The organism is Streptomyces sp. NBC_01268 (genome assembly GCF_036240795.1).
In the GTDB taxonomy this organism is placed as follows: Bacteria; Actinomycetota; Actinomycetes; order Streptomycetales; family Streptomycetaceae; genus Streptomyces.
Genome location: NZ_CP108454.1, coordinates 4,605,879 through 4,624,790, shown reverse-complemented (window position 1 = coordinate 4,624,790; position 18,912 = coordinate 4,605,879). Strand labels below are relative to the sequence as shown.

19 protein-coding genes are annotated in these 18,912 nt (G+C 71.1%); 12 read left to right on the top strand and 7 right to left on the bottom strand.

Annotation, left to right across the window (positions count from 1 at the left end):
* Window positions 1-21: 21 nt before the first annotated feature.
* Entirely contained in the window at window positions 22-948 is a 927-nt protein-coding gene (locus OG309_RS20640) for a hypothetical protein (RefSeq protein ID WP_329422880.1), read from the bottom strand.
* 310 nt (window positions 949-1,258) lie between these two features.
* Between OG309_RS20640 and OG309_RS20635 the strand changes: the two genes are divergently transcribed.
* Window positions 1,259-3,562, top strand: coding sequence for a hypothetical protein (locus OG309_RS20635; RefSeq protein WP_329422879.1), 2,304 nt, complete (start codon window positions 1,259-1,261; stop codon window positions 3,560-3,562).
* A gap of 274 nt (window positions 3,563-3,836) precedes the next feature.
* Window positions 3,837-4,076: a hypothetical protein gene (locus tag OG309_RS20630; protein WP_329422877.1), complete on the top strand. Its 240-nt coding sequence runs from the start codon at window positions 3,837-3,839 to the stop codon at window positions 4,074-4,076.
* A 71-nt stretch (window positions 4,077-4,147) separates the two neighbouring features.
* Here the strand turns inward: OG309_RS20630 and OG309_RS20625 are convergent, their stop codons facing one another.
* Together OG309_RS20625 and OG309_RS20620 are read right to left on the bottom strand one after the other, a co-directional pair.
* Window positions 4,148-4,849, bottom strand: coding sequence for a copper homeostasis protein CutC (locus OG309_RS20625; RefSeq protein ID WP_329422876.1), 702 nt, complete (start codon window positions 4,847-4,849; stop codon window positions 4,148-4,150).
* Window positions 4,850-4,903: 54 nt separating this feature from the next.
* Window positions 4,904-5,893 (bottom strand): hypothetical protein, encoded by a 990-nt coding sequence (locus OG309_RS20620; protein ID WP_329422875.1) that lies wholly within the window; start codon window positions 5,891-5,893, stop codon window positions 4,904-4,906.
* Window positions 5,894-6,105: 212 nt separating this feature from the next.
* Here OG309_RS20620 and OG309_RS20615 point away from each other — a divergent pair, with 212 nt between their 5' ends.
* From OG309_RS20615 to OG309_RS20605, 3 genes are all read left to right on the top strand, one after another.
* Complete coding sequence (locus OG309_RS20615) at window positions 6,106-6,396, top strand: heavy-metal-associated domain-containing protein (protein ID WP_329422874.1); 291 nt, start codon at window positions 6,106-6,108, stop codon at window positions 6,394-6,396.
* A gap of 91 nt (window positions 6,397-6,487) precedes the next feature.
* On the top strand, window positions 6,488-8,755 hold the full coding sequence (locus OG309_RS20610) for a heavy metal translocating P-type ATPase (protein WP_329422873.1): 2,268 nt from the start codon (window positions 6,488-6,490) through the stop codon (window positions 8,753-8,755).
* A 32-nt stretch (window positions 8,756-8,787) separates the two neighbouring features.
* Window positions 8,788-9,069: a metal-sensitive transcriptional regulator gene (locus tag OG309_RS20605; protein WP_046906527.1), complete on the top strand. Its 282-nt coding sequence runs from the start codon at window positions 8,788-8,790 to the stop codon at window positions 9,067-9,069.
* Between the two features lie 137 nt (window positions 9,070-9,206).
* On the opposite strand, the gene OG309_RS20600 is transcribed toward OG309_RS20605, so the two are convergent.
* The gene (locus OG309_RS20600; protein ID WP_329422871.1) at window positions 9,207-9,362 is read right to left on the bottom strand and encodes a hypothetical protein; all 156 of its coding nucleotides are present in this window, start codon (window positions 9,360-9,362) and stop codon (window positions 9,207-9,209) included.
* 83 nt (window positions 9,363-9,445) lie between these two features.
* Between OG309_RS20600 and OG309_RS20595 the strand changes: the two genes are divergently transcribed.
* The 7 genes from OG309_RS20595 to OG309_RS20565 all read left to right on the top strand — a co-directional run bounded on the left by OG309_RS20595 (window position 9,446) and on the right by OG309_RS20565 (window position 15,297).
* Window positions 9,446-9,820, top strand: coding sequence for a BlaI/MecI/CopY family transcriptional regulator (locus OG309_RS20595; protein ID WP_046906644.1), 375 nt, complete (start codon window positions 9,446-9,448; stop codon window positions 9,818-9,820).
* Entirely contained in the window at window positions 9,817-10,728 is a 912-nt protein-coding gene (locus OG309_RS20590; RefSeq protein ID WP_329422868.1) for a M56 family metallopeptidase, read from the top strand. The genes OG309_RS20595 and OG309_RS20590 overlap by 4 nt, the downstream gene beginning before the upstream one ends.
* A gap of 209 nt (window positions 10,729-10,937) precedes the next feature.
* Window positions 10,938-11,312: a GNAT family N-acetyltransferase gene (locus tag OG309_RS20585; RefSeq protein WP_329422866.1), complete on the top strand. Its 375-nt coding sequence runs from the start codon at window positions 10,938-10,940 to the stop codon at window positions 11,310-11,312.
* A gap of 292 nt (window positions 11,313-11,604) precedes the next feature.
* Window positions 11,605-12,504 (top strand): SAM-dependent methyltransferase, encoded by a 900-nt coding sequence (locus OG309_RS20580; RefSeq protein ID WP_329422865.1) that lies wholly within the window; start codon window positions 11,605-11,607, stop codon window positions 12,502-12,504.
* Window positions 12,505-12,619: 115 nt separating this feature from the next.
* A complete protein-coding gene (locus OG309_RS20575) occupies window positions 12,620-13,060 on the top strand; it encodes a Fur family transcriptional regulator (protein WP_329422864.1) in 441 nt (146 codons plus the stop codon).
* Between the two features lie 97 nt (window positions 13,061-13,157).
* A complete protein-coding gene (locus OG309_RS20570) occupies window positions 13,158-14,192 on the top strand; it encodes a helix-turn-helix domain-containing protein (RefSeq protein WP_329422862.1) in 1,035 nt (344 codons plus the stop codon).
* A gap of 49 nt (window positions 14,193-14,241) precedes the next feature.
* Window positions 14,242-15,297, top strand: a complete 1,056-nt coding sequence (locus tag OG309_RS20565; RefSeq protein WP_329422861.1) for a helix-turn-helix transcriptional regulator — start codon at window positions 14,242-14,244, stop codon at window positions 15,295-15,297.
* Window positions 15,298-15,435: 138 nt separating this feature from the next.
* Here OG309_RS20565 and OG309_RS20560 read toward each other — a convergent pair whose 3' ends face one another.
* The 3 genes from OG309_RS20560 to OG309_RS20550 all read right to left on the bottom strand — a co-directional run bounded on the left by OG309_RS20560 (window position 15,436) and on the right by OG309_RS20550 (window position 18,889).
* On the bottom strand, window positions 15,436-15,630 hold the full coding sequence (locus OG309_RS20560; RefSeq protein WP_329422860.1) for a hypothetical protein: 195 nt from the start codon (window positions 15,628-15,630) through the stop codon (window positions 15,436-15,438).
* 217 nt (window positions 15,631-15,847) lie between these two features.
* Window positions 15,848-17,164, bottom strand: a complete 1,317-nt coding sequence (mshA, locus tag OG309_RS20555; RefSeq protein WP_443067585.1) for a D-inositol-3-phosphate glycosyltransferase — start codon at window positions 17,162-17,164, stop codon at window positions 15,848-15,850.
* 159 nt (window positions 17,165-17,323) lie between these two features.
* Window positions 17,324-18,889 carry a class I tRNA ligase family protein gene (locus tag OG309_RS20550; protein ID WP_329422859.1) on the bottom strand — a complete coding sequence of 522 codons (1,566 nt, stop codon included), beginning with the start codon at window positions 18,887-18,889 and terminating at the stop codon, window positions 17,324-17,326.
* Window positions 18,890-18,912: the final 23 nt, after the last annotated feature.

Genomic DNA, 18,912 nt, shown 5'->3' with positions numbered 1-18,912 from the left:
GGCCCCGGCCGTCCGCCGACCTCACTTCCACACGGTCAGAGCCAGCACGGCCCCCTGCATGAACGCCTGCGCCCCGGCCTGACCCGCGCCGGAGTGGTAGTCGCTGGCGACCCAGCCGCCGACGTTGAAGGTGTAGCCGTGCCCGGGCCGCATCCGGAAGTACAGATCAAGCGGCCTGTCGACCGCGTACGGCCCCTGACCCCCGCTGTCGGACTCGTACGGGTCGAAGAGGGTGGTGCTCACCCGGCTGCGCCAGAGCTTGTCCAGGTTGAGGTCGGTGGCGCCGATGAGGTTGCCGTCCTCGAAGGCGGTGAACTCCATGCCGCCCTCGGAGGTGGCGTTGCCTCCGGTGCCGGCGGCGGCCAGGGTGTAGCTGTACCGCATCTGGCGGAAGGACACGCCCCGCGCCATCACTTCGTGGTCGGTGGTGACGGCCAGACCGAACCCCGCGTGGGCGTTGACGAACCCGCTCTTGCCGCCGGGCAGGGAGCCGGAGCGGGCGTCCAGTCCGAGCGCGCCGCTGCTGAGCGTGGTGACCACGCCGTAGGGGGCGTAGCCGTTCGTGTCGTGCCAGCTCCAGGTGTAGTGGTACGGCGGGATCTGCCGGGCCCAGGCCGGGGCCTCCGGCACCGTCGGTTCGAGTGTGGCGTAGCGGTCGAACGAGTCCGTGGACCCGTCCAAGAGGCGCGCGGTGCGCAGCACTTCGGCCGCCGCGGGATCGGGCTCGACCAGCCGCGTGGCGGGCGCGGCGTACGCGACCGCCGCCTCGTCGATCACGGCCTCGGCCTCCCGCCGGAGCCGCGTCGCCTCCATGTGCCGCAGCACGAGCGCCCCGACGCTGCGCTCGGCCGCTCCGCACAGTTCCTCGGAGGGGTGTTCGTCGCGGTAGGCGATACGGATGTTCAGCGAAGCGATATCGGGTGCGGGATAGGTAGTTGAATGCGCCATGACCACCAGACCGTCCCTTCCTGGCTCTCCTGACTCTCACTGTCACGATGCCGCGGCGGGACGCCCTTCCCCCCGGCGGGCCCAACCCGCCACATCTCCAGCATGCGCCGGGCGGCGGAAGATCGCACCGGCCCCGAAAGCTCAGATCTTGATCAATTCAGGAAGCCTCACGCGGGACAAACACCACGGAAAGGAGCATACATACGCCCGGCCCGCAAATATGGGGTTGACCCAACCAAAGCGCGTGCATGTAATTGCGGTACAGCTGCCCTCACCCGGCAGCTTCTAAAATTCCGTGGGGGGATTACATATGGCCGCGCGCCATTCTTCTTTTTCGCGCCAGAGACTCGTCAGCGGCGCCCTGACGGTGGCGCTTGCTGCAGGCGCCACAGTGGCCCTGCCGGCCACTTTGGAAGTTGCCGTTGCGTCGGCAGCGGACTGTTCCACACACCTTCCCTTCTATCTCATCGAAGGGAAGCCGGGCGGAGGTCGCCCCGTGAACCCGCCGCCGGTGACGATCCGGAAGTACGTCGACTGGAGCCCTTACAACGGGGACACCGATGGTCGCTTCATTGACACGGGGAGCACCGCTCAACTCCCGGGAACCAGCCAGGTGTTCGGCGGGAAGGGCGGTGTCATCTACGAAATCACGCAGGACGGCATACTCAAGTCGTACAAGGACAACACCGAAACCGGTGGCGCACTCCTGACCCCGCTCGCAACGTACGGGAGCGGATGGACCGGATACTCCAGGGTGTGGACACTGGGTAACACCATCTTCGGACTCTCGGCGACCGATCGCTCCGTCAGCGTCTTCACCGGAACGCGGATCAACAACAAACCACACATGGTGCCGCTCGCCGCCAAAATCCCTGCCAACGATGCGGCCGCCGTGGCCATCGCCTCCGCGACACACGTCTGGGGTGTCGAGGACAAGATCTTCACCCTGTCCAACGGCGAGGTGAGGCAGTGGAGTTACAGCATCGAGTACATCGGCGTCGATGCAATGGCCCCCAAGCTGACCGACAATGGTGTGATCGCCACCGGACTGTCCTCCGCGGCCAGCGCCTGGAGCCCTGCACCCGGAGTCATGTACACGAAGCCGGGACCGCAGGACTACACGGGAATCGTCAAGAGTTACACGGGTTCATCTCCGGCGCTCGCCAATCCTGAGGTGGCTGTCGGCTTCTTCGGCGCTGTTCTGCCTGACACCGCGAGCTGCCTCACCGCTCCGTCTCCTGACGACAAGCCGAACTTGGGCAACCAGCCTGCACCACCGCCAATCGACCTTCCCCAGCCGGACCCTGACCCGACTCCGGCCGCCGGACCGGTCACCGTCTCTGGCAAGTTCACGCTCGGCAACGGCACCCCGGCCGCCGGAATGACCGTGCGGATCGCGCCCAACGACCCAGCGCTTGTCGGCGAGGTCGGCACGGCAAAGGAAATCGCCGCGCTCGGCACGACGACGACCGCAGCCGATGGCACTTGGTCATTTACCCTTCCGAGTGAGCTGCCCACCGAGGTCCAGGCCCAGGTCGACGCGAACGACGGCGTGCTCAATGTCGGGGCCAGCGTCTTCGGAGCCACGACGTCTGGCGTTCAGATGTTTGCCATGGATCAGTTGGTCGCAGCTCCCGCGTCGATCTCGGCCCCTGCTCAGCGGTCCGCGCTCGCGGTGACCGCCTCCGCCGAACCGGATCACACGATCGCGATGATCCCCGCCGATGCGCCTGACGCCGACACCTCCGAGCCGACAGCGGCCCAGGAACGGAACAGCTACGCCGCCCAGTACGAGCAGCTCCCCACAGCCTCCCCCGAAGACGCAGCGCTGACCCCCGCATGGCAGAACGACAGGGGCACTGCGCCGGATGCCGCCTACAACCCCTACCTCGTCAGCGGTGTGGACGTGCGCTCGCAGGCCGTCCGAGACGAATCACAGACAGATCCCCGCGCTTCGGGCACTTGCTACACATTGACGAAGAACGTGAGTGAGCAGATCGCCTACACGACGGTCGGCGAGGCTCATGCCTACTGGGATGCCAAGGCGTCGTTCGAGTACAAGTCCAAGATGACCACGACTGTCGACACGGCCATCAAGGGAACGGGCAGCTGGAGCGTCACCCGGGGGGTCACACTCGGCGGTTCAGCCGGCTCAAGCACAGGTTTCACAAACCGCGGTCCATACTTCGGGAAGCACTGGCGAGTTCCGATCAACTATGTAAAGCAGCAGGTAAAGTACTACTGCGGAGGCGTAGTAAGGAGCTCGTACCAGCGCATCGCTGCTACTGGATACAAGGTCCCTCCGGGCGGCTTCACCGGGATATACGGCAAGGACGTGTCGCACCTCGACGGCATGGCTAGATTCTTCAAGTCTCCATACGAACACCGCGCACGGGTCGCGCCGAATTCGGGGTACGGAATAAGCCGAGGGCGAAGCGCCAAGATCTCTGGAGCCGTCTCGGTCATGGGAATCTCTCTGGCGGCTTCGACGCAGATGGACAAGGATCACGAGCAGAAAATAGTCGCCGGTGGTTCCAGGGCGGCCGACCATTGGATCTGGGGGCTTTATGCACAAGTGGGGACTGGCAGGGAAGGCACGTTCTACTCGTACTAGTGGAGCCGTCGTCACCCTCCTCCTGACACTGTCCTCCTGCGCCTTCTCCAATGGGTCTGGAACCCGCGAGGGGGATGCTCTGGACGGCCCAGGAGAAGGCGCAATCGTATGGAACGACCACGCCAAGATCGGGCAGTCCTGGTGGTTCGCCCTACCCAAACTACAGAATCGGTCCGATTCACCCATCGAACTGACAGAGGCGGAAGTACTGGACGTCCCCAAGGGGCTCAAGGTAGTCCGATACGCGGCATTCGATGCGCGGGAGACACGAGGCGTGGCCCTCATTTTTCCGGACGGGGACTCACAGTTCCCCTCGGCCACGTACACGGACTACTCGAAGGGGCCGATCAAGTTGGACCCGGGTAAAGAGAATCGCATCTACCACTCGGTGAAGGTCACCGTCACCGGCCCGATTTCCGGTGAAGCATCCGCATGCCGCTTCACCTACAAGCAAGGCGCCGACAGGTTCACGCAGGACCTGCCCTGCCGTTTCACTCTGTCGCTGGAGAAGTAGCCGCAGCAAATACAGAAGCCCCGGAGAGTCCTCCGGGGCTTCTGTATTTCTCGTGTTCAACTCCAGCAGCCTTACGCCTCGTCCAGTGCCTCGCGCCAGGCCCGTACCGCCGATTCCGAGACCGGGGCCGTCCAGCCGGACGGGCGGGCCGCGCCGCCGATGTGGAAGGCGGTGAGGCCGGCGGCGCGGAGGGTCGGGAGGTGGTCGAGGCGGAGGCCGCCGCCGACGAGGATCTGCGGCTCGTAGCCGGGCTCGCCCGCGCGGGCCGCCTCCGCCTTGAGGGTGGTGAGGCCGTCGTCGACGCCGGTGGCCGCGCCCGCGGTCAGGTAGGTGTCGAGGCCCGGGAGGTCCGCGAGCTGCTTGCGCAGGGCGTCCCGGTCGGCGGCGCGGTCGATCGCCCGGTGGAAGGTCCAGCGGCAGCCGTCCAGGACGGCGATCAGGCGCTCGACGGCGACCAGGTCGGGGTCGCCCGCCGGGGTGAGGAAGCCGAGGACGAACTCGTCGGCGCCCGCCGCGCGGAGCTCCGTGGCGCGGGCCACCAGGGCGTCGACCTGCTCGGTGTCCCCGGCCGCGAAGCCGTCGGTCAGCCTGAGCATCACGCGCAGCGGGATGTCGACGGCGGCGCGGACCGCCGCGAAGCCGGTCGTGGACGGGGTGAGCCCGTCCGCCGCCATGTCGGTGACCAGTTCGAGGCGGTCCGCCCCGCCGGCCTGGGCAGCGACCGCGTCCTCCTCGTCGAGGGCGATCACCTCCAGCACTGCACGGTTGCTCATCGAGCCCATTCCTCCTGGGTTCCCACGGCTTACAGGTCTAGTCCAATGACCAGACTAGCCGTGGGAGTGGCCTCCCGCATCGTGCGCGGGGGACTGAGTGCCACCCGCCGGGGTCGAGGCGGGCGCGGACGCCGCTCCCGCGCGGACCGTGAACGCCGCCGTGCGGACCTTGCCCTCGTGCTGGAAGTCCAGGAAGAGGCGGTACGTGCCCGAGCTCGGCGCCGTCGCGGTGAAGGACACGTCGGGGCCCGGGCCGCCCTCGTTCGGGTGCACGTGCAGGTAGGCCAGGTCGCCGTCGCGGAGGGCGACCAGGTGGCCGTACGCCCCCAGGTAGGGCTCCAGGTCCGTGACGGGCTTCCCGGCCTTGGTGACCGTGAGGCGCAGCTCGCCGGCCTTGCCCGGGTCGAGCGTCCCGGCGAGCCGCACCTGGTAGCCGTCCACGTTCGCCGTCGGCGCGACCGGCGGCATCGGGCGCGGGGCGTACGCGCCGGGTACGGACAGGTCCGCGCCGAGCGTGACGCCCTTCGCGCCCTTCACCGCGGGCTTGAAGTCGGCGAAGGCCTTGTAGCCGCCGGCCGCCGGCAGGTCCGCCCGCACCGTCCACGTGCCGTCGGCGCCCTTCACCGGGTGCAGGTGACGGAAGACGTTCAGGTCGCGCGAGGCGACGATGAAGTGCAGCTCCTTGCCGTGTTCCGTGGTGAACGCGGTGACCTTCCGGCCGTTCGCGTCCTTGATCGAGAAGCGCAGGGTGCTCGTGCCGACCGCCGGGGCCGGGGTCTCCAGGGCGAGGGTGTAGCCGCCCTCCGAGACCTGCAGGCCGCCCGCCGCGGGAGCGCTCGCCGTGCCCGCCGCGGCGCCCTCCTCATGGCCCGCGTGCCCGCCGCCGCCCGACTCCTGCCCCTCGGGCGCGGCCGCCGCGTGCCCGCCGTGGCCCGGCTTCGCGGTGTCGCCGATCGGTCCGACGCCCTTGCCCACCCCGTACGCGGTCCCGAAGGTCGCGGCGAGCGCGGCGGCAAAGGCGGTGATCTTCACTCCGGTGTTCATGGCTGCTCTCCCGTACGTACATGGGCGGCGTGGGCCCCGACAGACGCGCGAGCCTCACCTTCACTGCACTTCACCATACCCCTGGGGGGTATCAAGTCAAGTCGGGTCCCTGCTTGCGTCAGATACCCAAGGGGGGTATACATGAGGAGAGGTTGATACCCCCCGAGGGTATCCGACCCGCCGAACGAGCCACAGAACAACTGGAGGAAGCCATGGGTTCCTGCTGCACCCCTGACGGCAGCTGCTCGACCAACACCGTCGAGATCACGACGGCCACCGCCGTCGCCGACACCACCGCCACCGTCTACGCCGTCTCCGGCATGACCTGCGGCCACTGCAAGACCGCCATCACCAACTCCGTCAGCGCGCTCGACGGCGTCATCACCGTGGACGTCGACATCGCCGGCGGCCGGGTGACCGTCACCACCGGCGGCGAGCCCGACGACGCCGCGATCGCCGCGGCGGTCGACGACGCGGGCTACGAGCTGACCGGCCGCGCCTGACCGGCGCCCCCAGCGCCGACACCGGCCGCCGGGGCTCGCCCACCACGCCCGGGCCCCGGCCCCCGAACTCGCCATACCGAGGAGCAGTTTCATGACAACGACCACTCCGGGCACCGCCCAGGTCGAGCTCGCCATCGGCGGCATGACCTGCGCCTCGTGCGCGGCCCGCATCGAGAAGAAGCTCAACCGCATGGACGGGGTCGAGGCCACCGTCAACTACGCGACCGAGAAGGCGAAGGTCACCTTCGACGCCGACATCGACGTCGCCGCGCTGATCGCCACCGTCGAGGCCACCGGCTACTCCGCCAAGGAGCCGGAGCCCGAGCGTCCGGCCGCCGCCGGCGGCCCGGAGGGCCCCTCCGACGAGGAGATCGCCGACGCCGAGCTGCGCCCGCTCAAGCAGCGCCTGATCACCGCCGTCGCGCTCGCCGTCCCGACCATCGCGATGGCGATGGTCCCGGCCCTCCAGATCGAGTACTGGCAGTGGCTGAGCCTCACGCTCACCGCGCCGGTCGTCGTCTACGCCGCCTGGCCCTTCCACAAGGCCGCCTGGACCAACGCCAAGCACGGCGCCGCGACCATGGACACGCTGATCTCGGTCGGCACCATCGCCGCGTTCCTGTGGTCCCTGTGGGCGCTGTTCTTCGGCACCGCCGGCACCCCGGGGATGACCCACGCCTTCGAGTTCACCATCGCCCGCACCGACGGCGCCGGGAACATCTACCTGGAGGCCGCGGCCGGCGTCACCGCCTTCATCCTGGCCGGGCGCTACTTCGAGGCCCGCTCGAAGCGCAAGGCCGGCGCCGCGCTCAAGGCGCTGATGCAGCTCGGCGCGAAGGAGGTGACCGTCCTCAGGAACGGTCAGGAGGTCACCGTGCCCACCGCCGACCTCCAGGTCGGCGACCGCTTCCTGGTCCGCCCCGGCGAGAAGATCGCCACCGACGGCACCGTGGTCGAGGGCTCCTCCGCCGTCGACGCCTCCATGCTCACCGGCGAGTCCGTCCCGGTCGAGGTCTCGGTCGGCGACTCCGTCACCGGCGCCACCCTGAACGCCGGCGGCCGCCTGGTCGTCGAGGCCACCCGGGTCGGCTCCGACACCCAGCTGGCCCGCATGGCCAAGCTGGTCGAGGACGCCCAGAACGGCAAGGCCGCCGCCCAGCGCCTCGCCGACAAGATCTCCGCCGTCTTCGTGCCGGTCGTCATCGCGCTCGCCCTCGGCACCCTCGGCTTCTGGCTCGGCACGGGCCAGGGACTCACCGCCGCGTTCACCGCCGCCGTCGCCGTCCTGATCATCGCCTGCCCCTGCGCCCTCGGCCTGGCGACCCCGACCGCCCTCATGGTCGGCACCGGCCGCGGCGCCCAGCTCGGCATCCTGATCAAGGGCCCGGAGGTCCTGGAGACCACCCGCAAGGTCGACACCATCGTCCTGGACAAGACCGGCACCGTCACCACCGGCCGGATGACCCTCCTCAAGGTCCACACCGCCGCCGGCACGGACGAGAACGACGTGCTGCGCCTCGCCGGCGCCCTGGAGCACTCCTCCGAGCACCCGATCGCCCAGGCGGTCGCCAACGGCGCCGCCACCCGCGTCGGCACCCTGCCCACCCCCGAGGACTTCGCCAACATCCCCGGACTCGGCGTCCAGGGCGTCGTCGACGGCCACGCCGTCCTCGTCGGCCGCGAGAAGCTGCTCGAAGAGTGGGCGATGGAGCTCACCCCGTCCCTCAAGGCCGCCAAGGACGCGGCCGAGAAGGCCGGCAAGACCGCCATCGCGGTCGCCTGGGACGGCGAGGCCCGCGCGGTCCTGGAGGTCGCCGACGCGGTCAAGGAGACCAGCGCCGAGGCCATCCGCCGCCTCAAGGCCCTCGGCCTCACCCCGATCCTGCTCACCGGCGACAACAAGGCGGTGGCCGAGGCCGTCGCCGCCGAGGTCGGCATCGGCGAGGTGATCGCCGAGGTCATGCCGCAGGACAAGGTCGACGTCGTCAAGCGCCTGCAGAGCGAGGGCCGTTCGGTCGCCATGGTCGGCGACGGCGTCAACGACGCCGCCGCGCTCGCCCAGGCCGACCTCGGTCTCGCGATGGGCACCGGCACCGACGCCGCCATCGAGGCCGGCGACCTGACCCTCGTACGGGGCGACCTGCGGGCGGCGGCGGACGCGATCCGGCTCTCCCGCAGGACCCTCGGCACCATCCGCTCGAACCTGTTCTGGGCCTTCGCCTACAACGTGGCCGCCCTGCCGCTCGCCGCGGCCGGACTGCTCAACCCGATGATCGCCGGAGCGGCGATGGCCTTCTCCTCGGTCTTCGTGGTGGGCAACAGCCTCCGCCTCCGTGGTTTCCAAGCCGCCGACAAGTAGCCGTCGGCCCGTGATGTGACGAGGAGGCCGCCGTGGCCGGTTACGGACAGCACAAGGAAGACATCATCAGACGCCTGAGGCGCATCGAGGGCCAGGTCCGGGGGGTGCAGCGGATGGTGGACGAGGACGTCTACTGCATCGACGTCCTCACCCAGGTCTCCGCGATCAACGCCGCGCTCCAGTCCTGCGCGGTCGCCCTCCTGGACGAGCACCTCAGCTGCTGCGTCACGGAGGCCATCGAGGCCGGCGGCGACCAGGCCAAGGTGAAGGTCGGCGAGGCGTCGAAGGCGATCGCCCGACTGATCCGGACCTGATCCGGACCTGAGGGACCTGATCCGGACCTGATCCGGACACCATCGCGGCGGGAATCCGGGCCCCTGGGGCCGGAATCCCGCCGCGTTTCGTCGAACCGGACCTGACGCAGTCGGCGTCCGGACAAGTAAAGAGAGGGTCAACCGCCCTTGTGCGAAGGGCAGCCGGTGGACAACCGGACGCTCAGCCGAACACACAGGCCGAGCACCTGACGGAGGAGCACCAGTTCCGCCGAGCCGGGGAGTTCGATGCCGCAGACCTTCGCGCACGGGCGGTTCCGCATCGGAGTAGCCATCCCGCCATCGTACCCCTGGGGGGTATATCTGTGCGGGGGAGGCGGCCCGTACGATGAGCCGCCCGTGACGGGAGGGGATGCACGTGCGCCGGCTGGGAGAGCTGGAGGCCGAGATCATGGACCGACTGTGGGCCTGGCAACGGCCCGCGACGGTCCGCGAGATCGTCGAGGACATCAATCTGGGGCGCCGCGTCGCCTACACCACGGTGATGACGGTCGCCGACATACTCCACCGCAAGGGCTGGCTGCGCCGCGAGAAATCGGGCCGGGCCTGGCTGTACGAGCCCGTCCGCAGCCGCGAGGAGTACACCGCGGGCCTCATGCAGGACGCGCTCGGCGACAGCCAGGACCGGCCCGCCGCACTGCTGCGCTTCGTGGAGACCATCTCCGACGAGGACATGGCGGCCCTCGACGCGGCCCTGCGCACCGCCCGGCGCGCCCACGGCGAGGACCGATGAACCACCACACCCTCCCGCCGCTCGGACTCGCCCTCTGTACCGGCCTCCTGGTGCCGTGGCTGCTGGTGCGGGCCCGCTGGGCACAGCAGGTGCCGCGGCTGGCGCTCGCCGTGTGGGCCGCGAGCGGCGCGCTCTTCGCCTCCAGCGTGGCCCTGCTGTCCGCCCAGCTGATCCTGCCGATCCGGACCGGACACCGGTTGAGCGACGCCCTGTTCGCACTCCAGCTGCCGCCCGTCGAGCGGCTGCTCCACCTCGACCGGCGCGAGTACGTCGCCGCCGCGATCGCGATCGGCCTGCTCGCCGTGCCCGCCGCCGGATTCGCCCGCGCCCTGCTGCGGGCCCGGCGGCTGCGGCTGCGGCACGCGGCGACGCTGCGGCTCGTCGGACGGTACGACCCGGAGCTGCGGGCGACCGTCCTGGACCACGAACGCCCCGCCGTCTACTGCCTGCCCGGCCGCTCGCGCCGGGTGGTGGTCTCCTCCGGGGCGCTGCGCACCCTCACGCCCCCGCAGCTCGCCGCCGCCCTCGCGCACGAGCGGGCCCACATCTCCGGGCGGCACCACATCCTGGTCGCCGCGACCGAGTCGTTCGTCGCCGCGTTCCCGCACCTGCCGCTCGCCCGGCACGGCGCCACGGCGGTGCCCCTGCTGCTCGAAATGGCCGCCGACGACCGGGCGTTGCGCCGGTGCTCGCGCGACGCGCTCGCCACCGCGCTGTACGCACTCGCCTCCGGCAAGGCGCCGCGCGAGGCATTCGCGGCGGGCGGCCCGTCGGCCGCGCTGCGCATGCGCCGCATCCTCACGCCGCACAGCGCCGGACACCCGGTGCTGCGGGGGATGCTCACGATCGCGACGGCCGGACTGGCCGCCTCGCCACTGATCATCGCCTGCTGCTCCTTCCCCAATTAAATACTAAGCGAATTCGTAGATTTCACATCGGTCACAGCCGTCTGAATTCCCCGCTATTGTGGGTATGTTGACGTTCAGCTGGGCACGTCGAAGGGTACGAACCAATGCAGCTGGGTGACGTGCGGGCGGCGGGCGCCGCGGACGCGACGACGATATCCAGGCTGCTTGCCGAGTCCATTCGGGGTAGCTATACGGAAATACTCGGAGAAATGCCGACCGGGCGCCTTGTCGCCACGCAATGCGCACTTCCCCGTATCCGCGCGGAAATTGAAATTCCCGGCGGTGCACCCGGCTGGCTCGGCTGGCTGGTGGCGACCGGCGCGGACGGCACGGTGATCGGCGTCGCGGCCGGCGGAGTGCCGATGCCGGGCGAGGGGGAGATCTACGCGCTCGCCGTCGTCCCCGGCGCCCGCCGCGGCGGCGTGGGCACGGCGCTCCTCACGGCGGCCGGCGAACGGATGGTCTCCTTCGGCGCCACCGAGCAGCGGGTCACCCTGCCCAGCGAGCAGGACCCCTCGCTGCCCTTCTTCGACCGGCTCGGCTTCGCCCCCCTGAGCCCCACCCGCCTGAACCGCGCGCTCTGACCCCTCCTCCTCGGCGCCACCTGCCGGCACCTCCGCTCCACGCTCCTCCCCGCACCGCCCTCCAGCACCGCCCTTCCCGCACCGCCCTCCCGCCCTCGGTCACGCGTTCGTGGCAGACACACGCCATCGCGTGTTCACGCCCCCGGATCCGCTGGAATCGGCCCTCCGTCCCCCGTCAGGATGGAGCACAGCGGCGCGGCCCCGGCGGCACGGGAGCTTCGCCCGGACGGCATGGACCGAGCGAGCCCCTGGAGGAGCGATGCACACACCGAGCGGCATTTCCCTGCCCGCTGTGCCCGCAGCGCTCGCGCCGGTCCTGCCGTCCCGATACGGCCGCCCCGGCATCTCCGTCGAGACGCTCGACGCCCTCGACGCCCTCGAACTGCCCGCCCCCGGCGCCGGCATCCGCATCAAGTCCGACACCCTTCCCGGACTCGAATCGGTCTCCCCCGGCGACGAGGACTCGGTCTGGCTCTACGACGCGCTCCTCGGCCCGCACAGCGCCGACATCGTCCGGTACCTCAGCCTCGCCCGCTCCACCGGCGGCCCCGTTCTCGATCTCGGCTCCGGCGCCGGACGGCTCGCCGTCCCCTTCGCCCGGCACGGCTTCGCCGTGGAGGCCGTGGACCGGGACGGCCCCGCCCTGGAACGCCTCGAGTCCTGGGCCCGGCGCATCGGCCCGCAGGTCGCCGAGCTGATCGTGACCACCCGGGCCGACCTCACCGAGCTGCGGCTCGACGGCGACTACCGGCTGGCGCTGCTCGCCGGCGCGATGGTCTCCGCCGTGCCGCCCCGCGCACGGCCCCGGCTGCTGCGCGAGATCGCCTCGCACCTGGGGGCGGGCGGAGCGCTCGCGCTCGACTACACGGCGCACCTGGCACCGGGACTGATCGCGGAACCGCAGCGGACCTGGGCCTTCCAGGTGCCGCGCTTCGACGGGATCGACGAGTGGGTGGTGGCCCGGCAGGTCTTCGACCTGCGCGCGATGAGCGAGCGGATCACGTACTACACGGCACGCACCGGCAAGCTGTCCACCGAGCGGGTCGTGCTGACCACCGACAAGTGGATCGTCGACGGCGAGCACCTGGCGGCCGAGCTGCACTCGGCGGGCCTGCACATCGAGGGCCGGCGGCGGCACCGGATCGACGAGCGGACCGAGAGCGTGCTGCTGGTCTGCCGGACCGAGGACTGACCGGGCCCGCCCCGGGTGCGCACGGGGCCGAACCCATGACGGCACTGACGACAAGGACGGCCAAGAGGTACGATGCCCACAAAGGTTTGGGCCGACCAGGTGGCGGGCGGAGAAGATGGCAGTCGTGGAAGAGCTGACGGGCCGCGAGGCGGTGATCCAGCGCCTGCGCGACGTCGGTCTGCGGGTCACCGGACCGCGCCTGGAGGTGCTCACCGTGCTCGCCGCCGGCGGCCATCTCGACGTCGAGGCGATCACCGCGACCGCCCGTGAGCGGCTCGGCACCCTGACCAGCCAGGCCGTGTACGAGATGCTGCGCCACTTCCAGGAGACGGGCCTGGTCAGCAAGTTCGACCGCCCCGGACTCCCGGCCGTGTTCGAGGTGTCCGGCCCGCCGCACCAGCACGCCCTGTGCGTCGAGTGCGGCCGGGTGGAGAACGTGGACACGACCGCCCCCGCCCCGCCGCGCGGCAGTCTGCCGCAGTGGCGGATGAGCGACGCCGAGGTGGTCTTCAAGGGTGTTTGCCCCGACTGCGAGAAAGAGCACCGTTCGCGCTGAAAGCGCTTGAACACCGTGCGTCGCGTTCGAATTTGTGGCAGGGTCGAGCGGGGCGTTTCAACGGGATCCGCGCGATCCGAGGGGAGTCTGCTGCGCCGTGTCCAAAAACGCCGCCGGAGCGCGGGCGGGAAGCGAACAGGCCCTCACTCTCTACCAGGCCCTTCGTGCCACCCCGGGTGACCCCTTCGACGCCGTCGCACGCCGCCTCGAACTGACCGACACCGAGCGCGAGCGCTGCCGCGACGAGCTGATCGCCCTCGGCCTGCTCGACCACGGGCACATCACTCCCGAGCGGCCCGCCCCCGTCGTCGTCGCCCCCGACATCGCCCTGCTCCACCTGCTCCAGCACGAGCGGGACCGGCTGGAGGCCCGGCTGGCCGAGACCAGCCGCGCCCACACCACCCTGGAAACCCTCGCGGGACCGTTTCTGCGGGCCGGCCTCGAACCCGGCTCCGAGGTCGAGGTGGAGATCGTCGACGACCCCGCCCAGGTCCGCCGCGAGCTGGCCGACCTGACGGAGACCGTCCGCGACTCCGTCCACTCCATGCTCACCGGCGCGGTACGGCGCGAGGAGATGGCGCTGGAGCTGGAGTGGGACCGCCGCCGGGTGGCGCGCGGGGTGCGCGTGCACGCCATGTACAGCCAACGCGTGGGCGCCGTACCGGAGATGGTCCAGCACCTGGCCGAACGCACCGCGCTCGGCGTCGAGGTGCGCCTGTCCCCCGTCGTCCCCATGAACATGGTCCTCGCCGACGACAACTTCGCCCTGCTGCCCACCGACCCCCACGACCCCGAGTCGGCCGCCATCCTGGCCCGCGGCCCCGGCCTGGTCCGCTCCTACCGGGCCCTGTACGGGTACTGCTGGCACGCCGCCACCCCGTACGGCCACGAGGAGCCCGCCGAGCACGGCGGCGACGGACTGTCCGAGCAGCAGCGGGCCGCGCTGCGGATGCTCGCCTCCGGGATCAAGGACGAGCAGGTCGCGCGCAACCTGGGCGTCTCGCTGCGCACGGTGAGCCGGCTGATCTCCGAGGTGATGCAGGAACTGGACGCCGCCAGCCGCTTCGAGGCGGGCGTGAAGGCCGCCCGGCTCGGCCTCCTGGACGGCGAGACGCACAAGCACACCGCGTAGCCTGGACGGTCGGCACGATCGATTTGCGACGATAGGGGGGTGGTTCGCCATGGTCACGACGGGCGACGGCACGGAGGGCCGCACGGCGACCGGCCAGCTGGTGACCCTCTATCAGGAACTGCGCAGACGAGGTGCGTCCAGCTTCACCGAGGCCGCGGGCGCGTTAGGTTTCGCGCCCGCGGAGTACGAGCGATGTCGGGCCGAACTGATCGCGCTGGGCCTGATCGTGCCGACGAACAGCACCCACGCCACCGTCACCGACGTGCGCAACGCCGCGTGGCGGCCGGACGCCGACACGGTGGCGTCCGTCGCCCCGGAGATCGCCCTGCTGCGCCTCCTGGACCGGGAGCGGGCCCGGCTGCGGGAGCACCTGGCCGAGGCGGACCGGGCGTTCAGCACCCTGGAGACGCTGGCCGGCACGTTTCTGCGGGCGAGCGCCCTGGCGGGCTCCGAGGTCGAGGTCGAGGCGCTCACCGACTACCGCAGGATCCAGCAGACGCTGGAGGACATCACCGACGTCATCCAGGAGAGCTCCGCCTCGATGCACCCGGGCGGCCCGAGCCGCCAGGCGCAGGCGCGGACCCTGGACCGGGACCGGCGCCAGCTGGAGAACGGCGTGCGGGTCCGCGCCATCTACTCCCGCGCCCACGCCGACCTGCCGGACGTCGCCGAACTGCTGCGCATGCGCATCGAGATGGGCGTGGAGATCAAGGTCGCCCGGTCGGTGCCGATGAACATGGTGATCGCCGACCAGCAGTACGCGCTGCTGCCGATCCGCCCCGAGGACGGGCGCGAAGGCGCCATCCTGGCCCGCGGCTCCGCCCTCGTCCGCTCCTACCTGGGCCTCTACGAGCACTGCTGGCACACGGCCGCCCCCTACGGCGACGAGACCTCCGTCGAGCGCGGCGGCGACGGCCTGTCCGAGCAGCAGCGGGCCGCCCTGCAGATGCTGGCGACCGGAATGAAGGACGAGAAGATCGCCCGGAACCTCGGCGTCTCGCTGCGCACGGTGAGCCGCATGCTCTCCGAACTCATGCAGGAATTGGGGGCGTCGAGCCGCTTCGAGGCGGGCGTGCGCGCGGTACGCCTGGGCTGGCTGGACTGACGGGGAACGCCCGGGAACGGACGGAGGGCGCCCGGGACCGGACGGAGATCCGGGAACGGACGGAGAAAGGCCCCGCAATCGTGGCAGGTCGATTGCGGGGCCTTTTCGCTGCCGAATTCGGGGGGAGGCAGCGGGGATTCAGTTGGTGGGCGGGGCCGGGGTGGGGGTGGCGAAAGGCCACTCGTTCGTGACACCGGCGTGCTGCTGCTGGACAGCGGCGCTGTCGTCGGCGGTGGCGAGGGCCGCACCGCCGGCGACGGCCATACACGCGACCAGGGCGAGGGCGAACTGGCGGACCGTCTTGCGCACACCGGCGTTCTGCTGAGCGAACATGATTCCTCCAGGAGTTGGAATGTGAATTCCGTCTTCTGGGGGCCCGTGCCGCCGGGCGCTCCCTGAAGACATCTCTATTCTGATCCGACCCCGGAAGCGAATCCATAGTTGTTCTGTGCGTGCACTCGCCATGGCGTGAGTGCGTCAATGCGCCGCCCCGGCAACGGAATTGGAGCATCCGGAGCTTCCCTAACCTTTGGTCGAACCAAAAGAGATGCTAGACTCGAACCACGGCCTTCTCGTTCCTCCAGGAGAGAGGGGCCGTCGGGGCAGGGGCGTGCCGCCGCCCTTGCCCCACCTCACCCGCACGGCTCAGCGCACCCGCCAGCGCGTCCTCGTAGACGTCGACCGTCCGCGCGGCGGAGGTGCGCCAGCTCATCCCCTGCGCGTGCCGCACCGCGGCCTCCCCCATCGACACCCGCGCCTGCGGGTGCGCCGCGAGCCACCGCAGCCGCCGGGCGTACTCCACCGGGTCGTGCCCCCGCACGAGCATCCCCGACACCCCGTCCCACACCGCCGTCGGCAGCCCGCCGACCGCCGCCGCGAGCACCGGCGTCCCGCAGGCCTGCGCCTCCAGCGCCACCAGCCCGAAGGACTCCGAGCGCGAGGGCACCACGAGCACGTCCGCCGCCCGGTACCACTCGGCCAGCCGCTCCTGCGGTACGGGAGGGCAGGCCTGGAGCACGTCCATGACCCCCAGCTCCTCCGCGAGCCGCCACATCGAGCCCTCCCCGCCCGCCCCCGAGTGCCCGCCCACCACCGGCACCAGCAGCCGCCGGCGCAGCTCCGGCGCCATCCGCAGCAGCTCGGCGACGGCCCGCACCAGGACGTCGGGCCCCTTCAGCGGCTGGATCCGCCCCGCGTACAGCGGGACGAAGGCGTCGGCCGGCAGGCCCAGCCTCGCCCGGGCCGCCGCCCGGCCCGCGCCCGGCCCGAAGGTGCGCAGGTCCACCCCCGGCCGCACCACCTCGGTGCGCGGCGGCGCCGCCCCGTACAGGGTGCGCAGCGCCTCCGCCTCGTCGGCCGTGTTGGCGATCAGCCGGTCGGCGTCGCCCACCACCTGGCGCTCGCCGCGGATCCGCAGCTCGGGCTCGGGACGGTCGCCGTCCGCGAGGTGCGCGTTCTTGACCAGGGCCAGGGTGTGCGCGGTGTGCACCAGCGGTATGCCCCACCCGAACGAGGCGATCCGCCCGGCCTGCCCCGACAGCCAGTAGTGCGAGTGGACCAGGTCGTAGCGCCGGCGCTCCTTGAGCAGGGCCAGCGAGAACGGCACCACCAGGTCGGGCATGGCCTCCTTGGGCAGCGGCCGGCGGGGCCCCGCGTGCAGGTGCCGGACCCGGACGCCGGGCACGAGGTCTTCGAGGCCGGGCCGGCCCTCGCCGCGGCAGCGGGTGAACAGGTCGACCTCCACGCCCTGTTCGGCGAGGGCCCGGGAGAGTTCGACCATGTAGACGTTCATTCCGCCGGCGTCCCCGGTTCCGGGCTGGTGGAGCGGGGAGGTGTGGACGCTGAGCATGGCGACGCGCAGGGACACGGGGGGCTCCTTGTGGGGAGGGCCGCGTGGTCCCTGCGCGTCGCGCGCACGGTCACGCGGCGGGGATGGGGACTGCGTTGCTCGTGTTTCTCACGCACTCGTTTACTGAGTTACTTAGCTGATTAGTAGTCGTGGGCGCGGGAATCCGGTGCGAGTCCGTCAGAACCCGTAGACCGGACCGGAGGGCGGCGCGAGCCGCGTCCCCGGGAGCGGGGCGATCAGGGCCGACCAGTCGACCGGGCGTCCCTGCGCCACCTGGAGCGCCGACGCCAGCCGGTCCGCGCCCTCCGGCATCACCGGCCGCGACCACGCGGACAGCGCGGAGGCCACCGCCAGCTGGGCGGCGAGCGACGGGAGGTGACGGCAGGAGTTGCTGGGCCGGCAGCGCTCGTGGGCGTTGACGTAGCCGAAGTCGGCGACCGAGCGGACCATCTCGTCGAGCACGGCCACCGCGCGGCGCGGGTCGAACGCGTCGGGGCCGTAGGCCTCGCGCAGGTCGTCCACGCCCCGGTGCAGCCGGCGCTCCAGGATCTCCCAGCCGGTGCCGCCGGGCATGGCCTGCGGGGCGAGCCCGTCGCACTCCTCGCGGACGGACGCGAAGAGCCGGGACAGCCAGCTGTTCCAGTTCTCGTCGAGCTCCAGGCGCGCGGCGGCGAGCCGGTCGCGCTGGAAGACGGTCCTGCGGCCGGTCGGGCGGGCCTGGAGGACGTGGCGGCGCAGCGTGTCGGAGCCGTACTCGGTGAGCAGGTCGAGCGCCCACACGTTCCCTTCGCGGACGCCCTCCTCCACGATGTACGACTCGTTGACGTTGAACTCCTGCGGCAGCTTCACGTCCTGCGCGAGCAGCAGCACCGGCAGCAGCACCGCGTGGCAGAAGGCGTGCCCGAAGCCGCAGAAGTGGATGGTGCGGCGGGGCAGCGGGCCCTTGGTGTCGTAGCCGAACAGGTGCATGGCGGCGGCCTCGAAGCAGCCGTCGATGCGGTGGTCCGGGAAGCCCTCCACCGGCACCGGCAGGCCCCACTCGGCGGGGTGCCCGACGGCGATGTCCGGCAGCCCGTCCTCGACCAGCGACTCGCACAGCGCGGCGAGCCGCGGCGGAAGCCCGGCCGCCGCCCAGTACTCGGCGAGGGTCTCGCGGAACGGCTCCAGGGGTACGTACAGCCGCCGGCAGCGCTTGGCGAGCGCCGGGGTGTCGCACAGCGAGCAGCGCGGCGAGATAAGGTCGCCGCCGTCGTTGGGGCGGGCGCACTCGTGGCACATGCCGCCGTCGCTGGTGGCCCCGCAGTGCGGGCAGCTGCCGGTGACGTGCGCCCCGTACAGCCACCGCTCGCACGGCTCGCAGTACGGCAGCAGACGGGTGCGCGGGGCGATGACCCCCTGCGCGTACAGGCGGCTGAAGAGCTCCTGCACCCAGCGTGCGTAGCCCTTGTCGCGGCGCGGCCGCACGATGTGGTCGAACTCGACGCCGGACCGCAGCCAGTCCGCGGTGATCGCCGCGCGGTAGCCCTCGGCGACCTCCTCCGGCTTGCGGTTGTGGCGCAGCGCTCTGACCTCCACCGAGCTGGCGTGGTCGGCGGTACCGGTGGTGAACCGGACCGGCTCGCCCTCGGCCCGCAGGTAGCGGGTGAGGACGTCGGCCGCGACGTACGGGCCGGCGAGATGCCCGATGTGCAGTTCGCCATGGGTGGCCGGAGGGGTCGCGGTGATCCAGACGGGGGTGCTCATGGGACCTCCTTGACGCTGTGGTG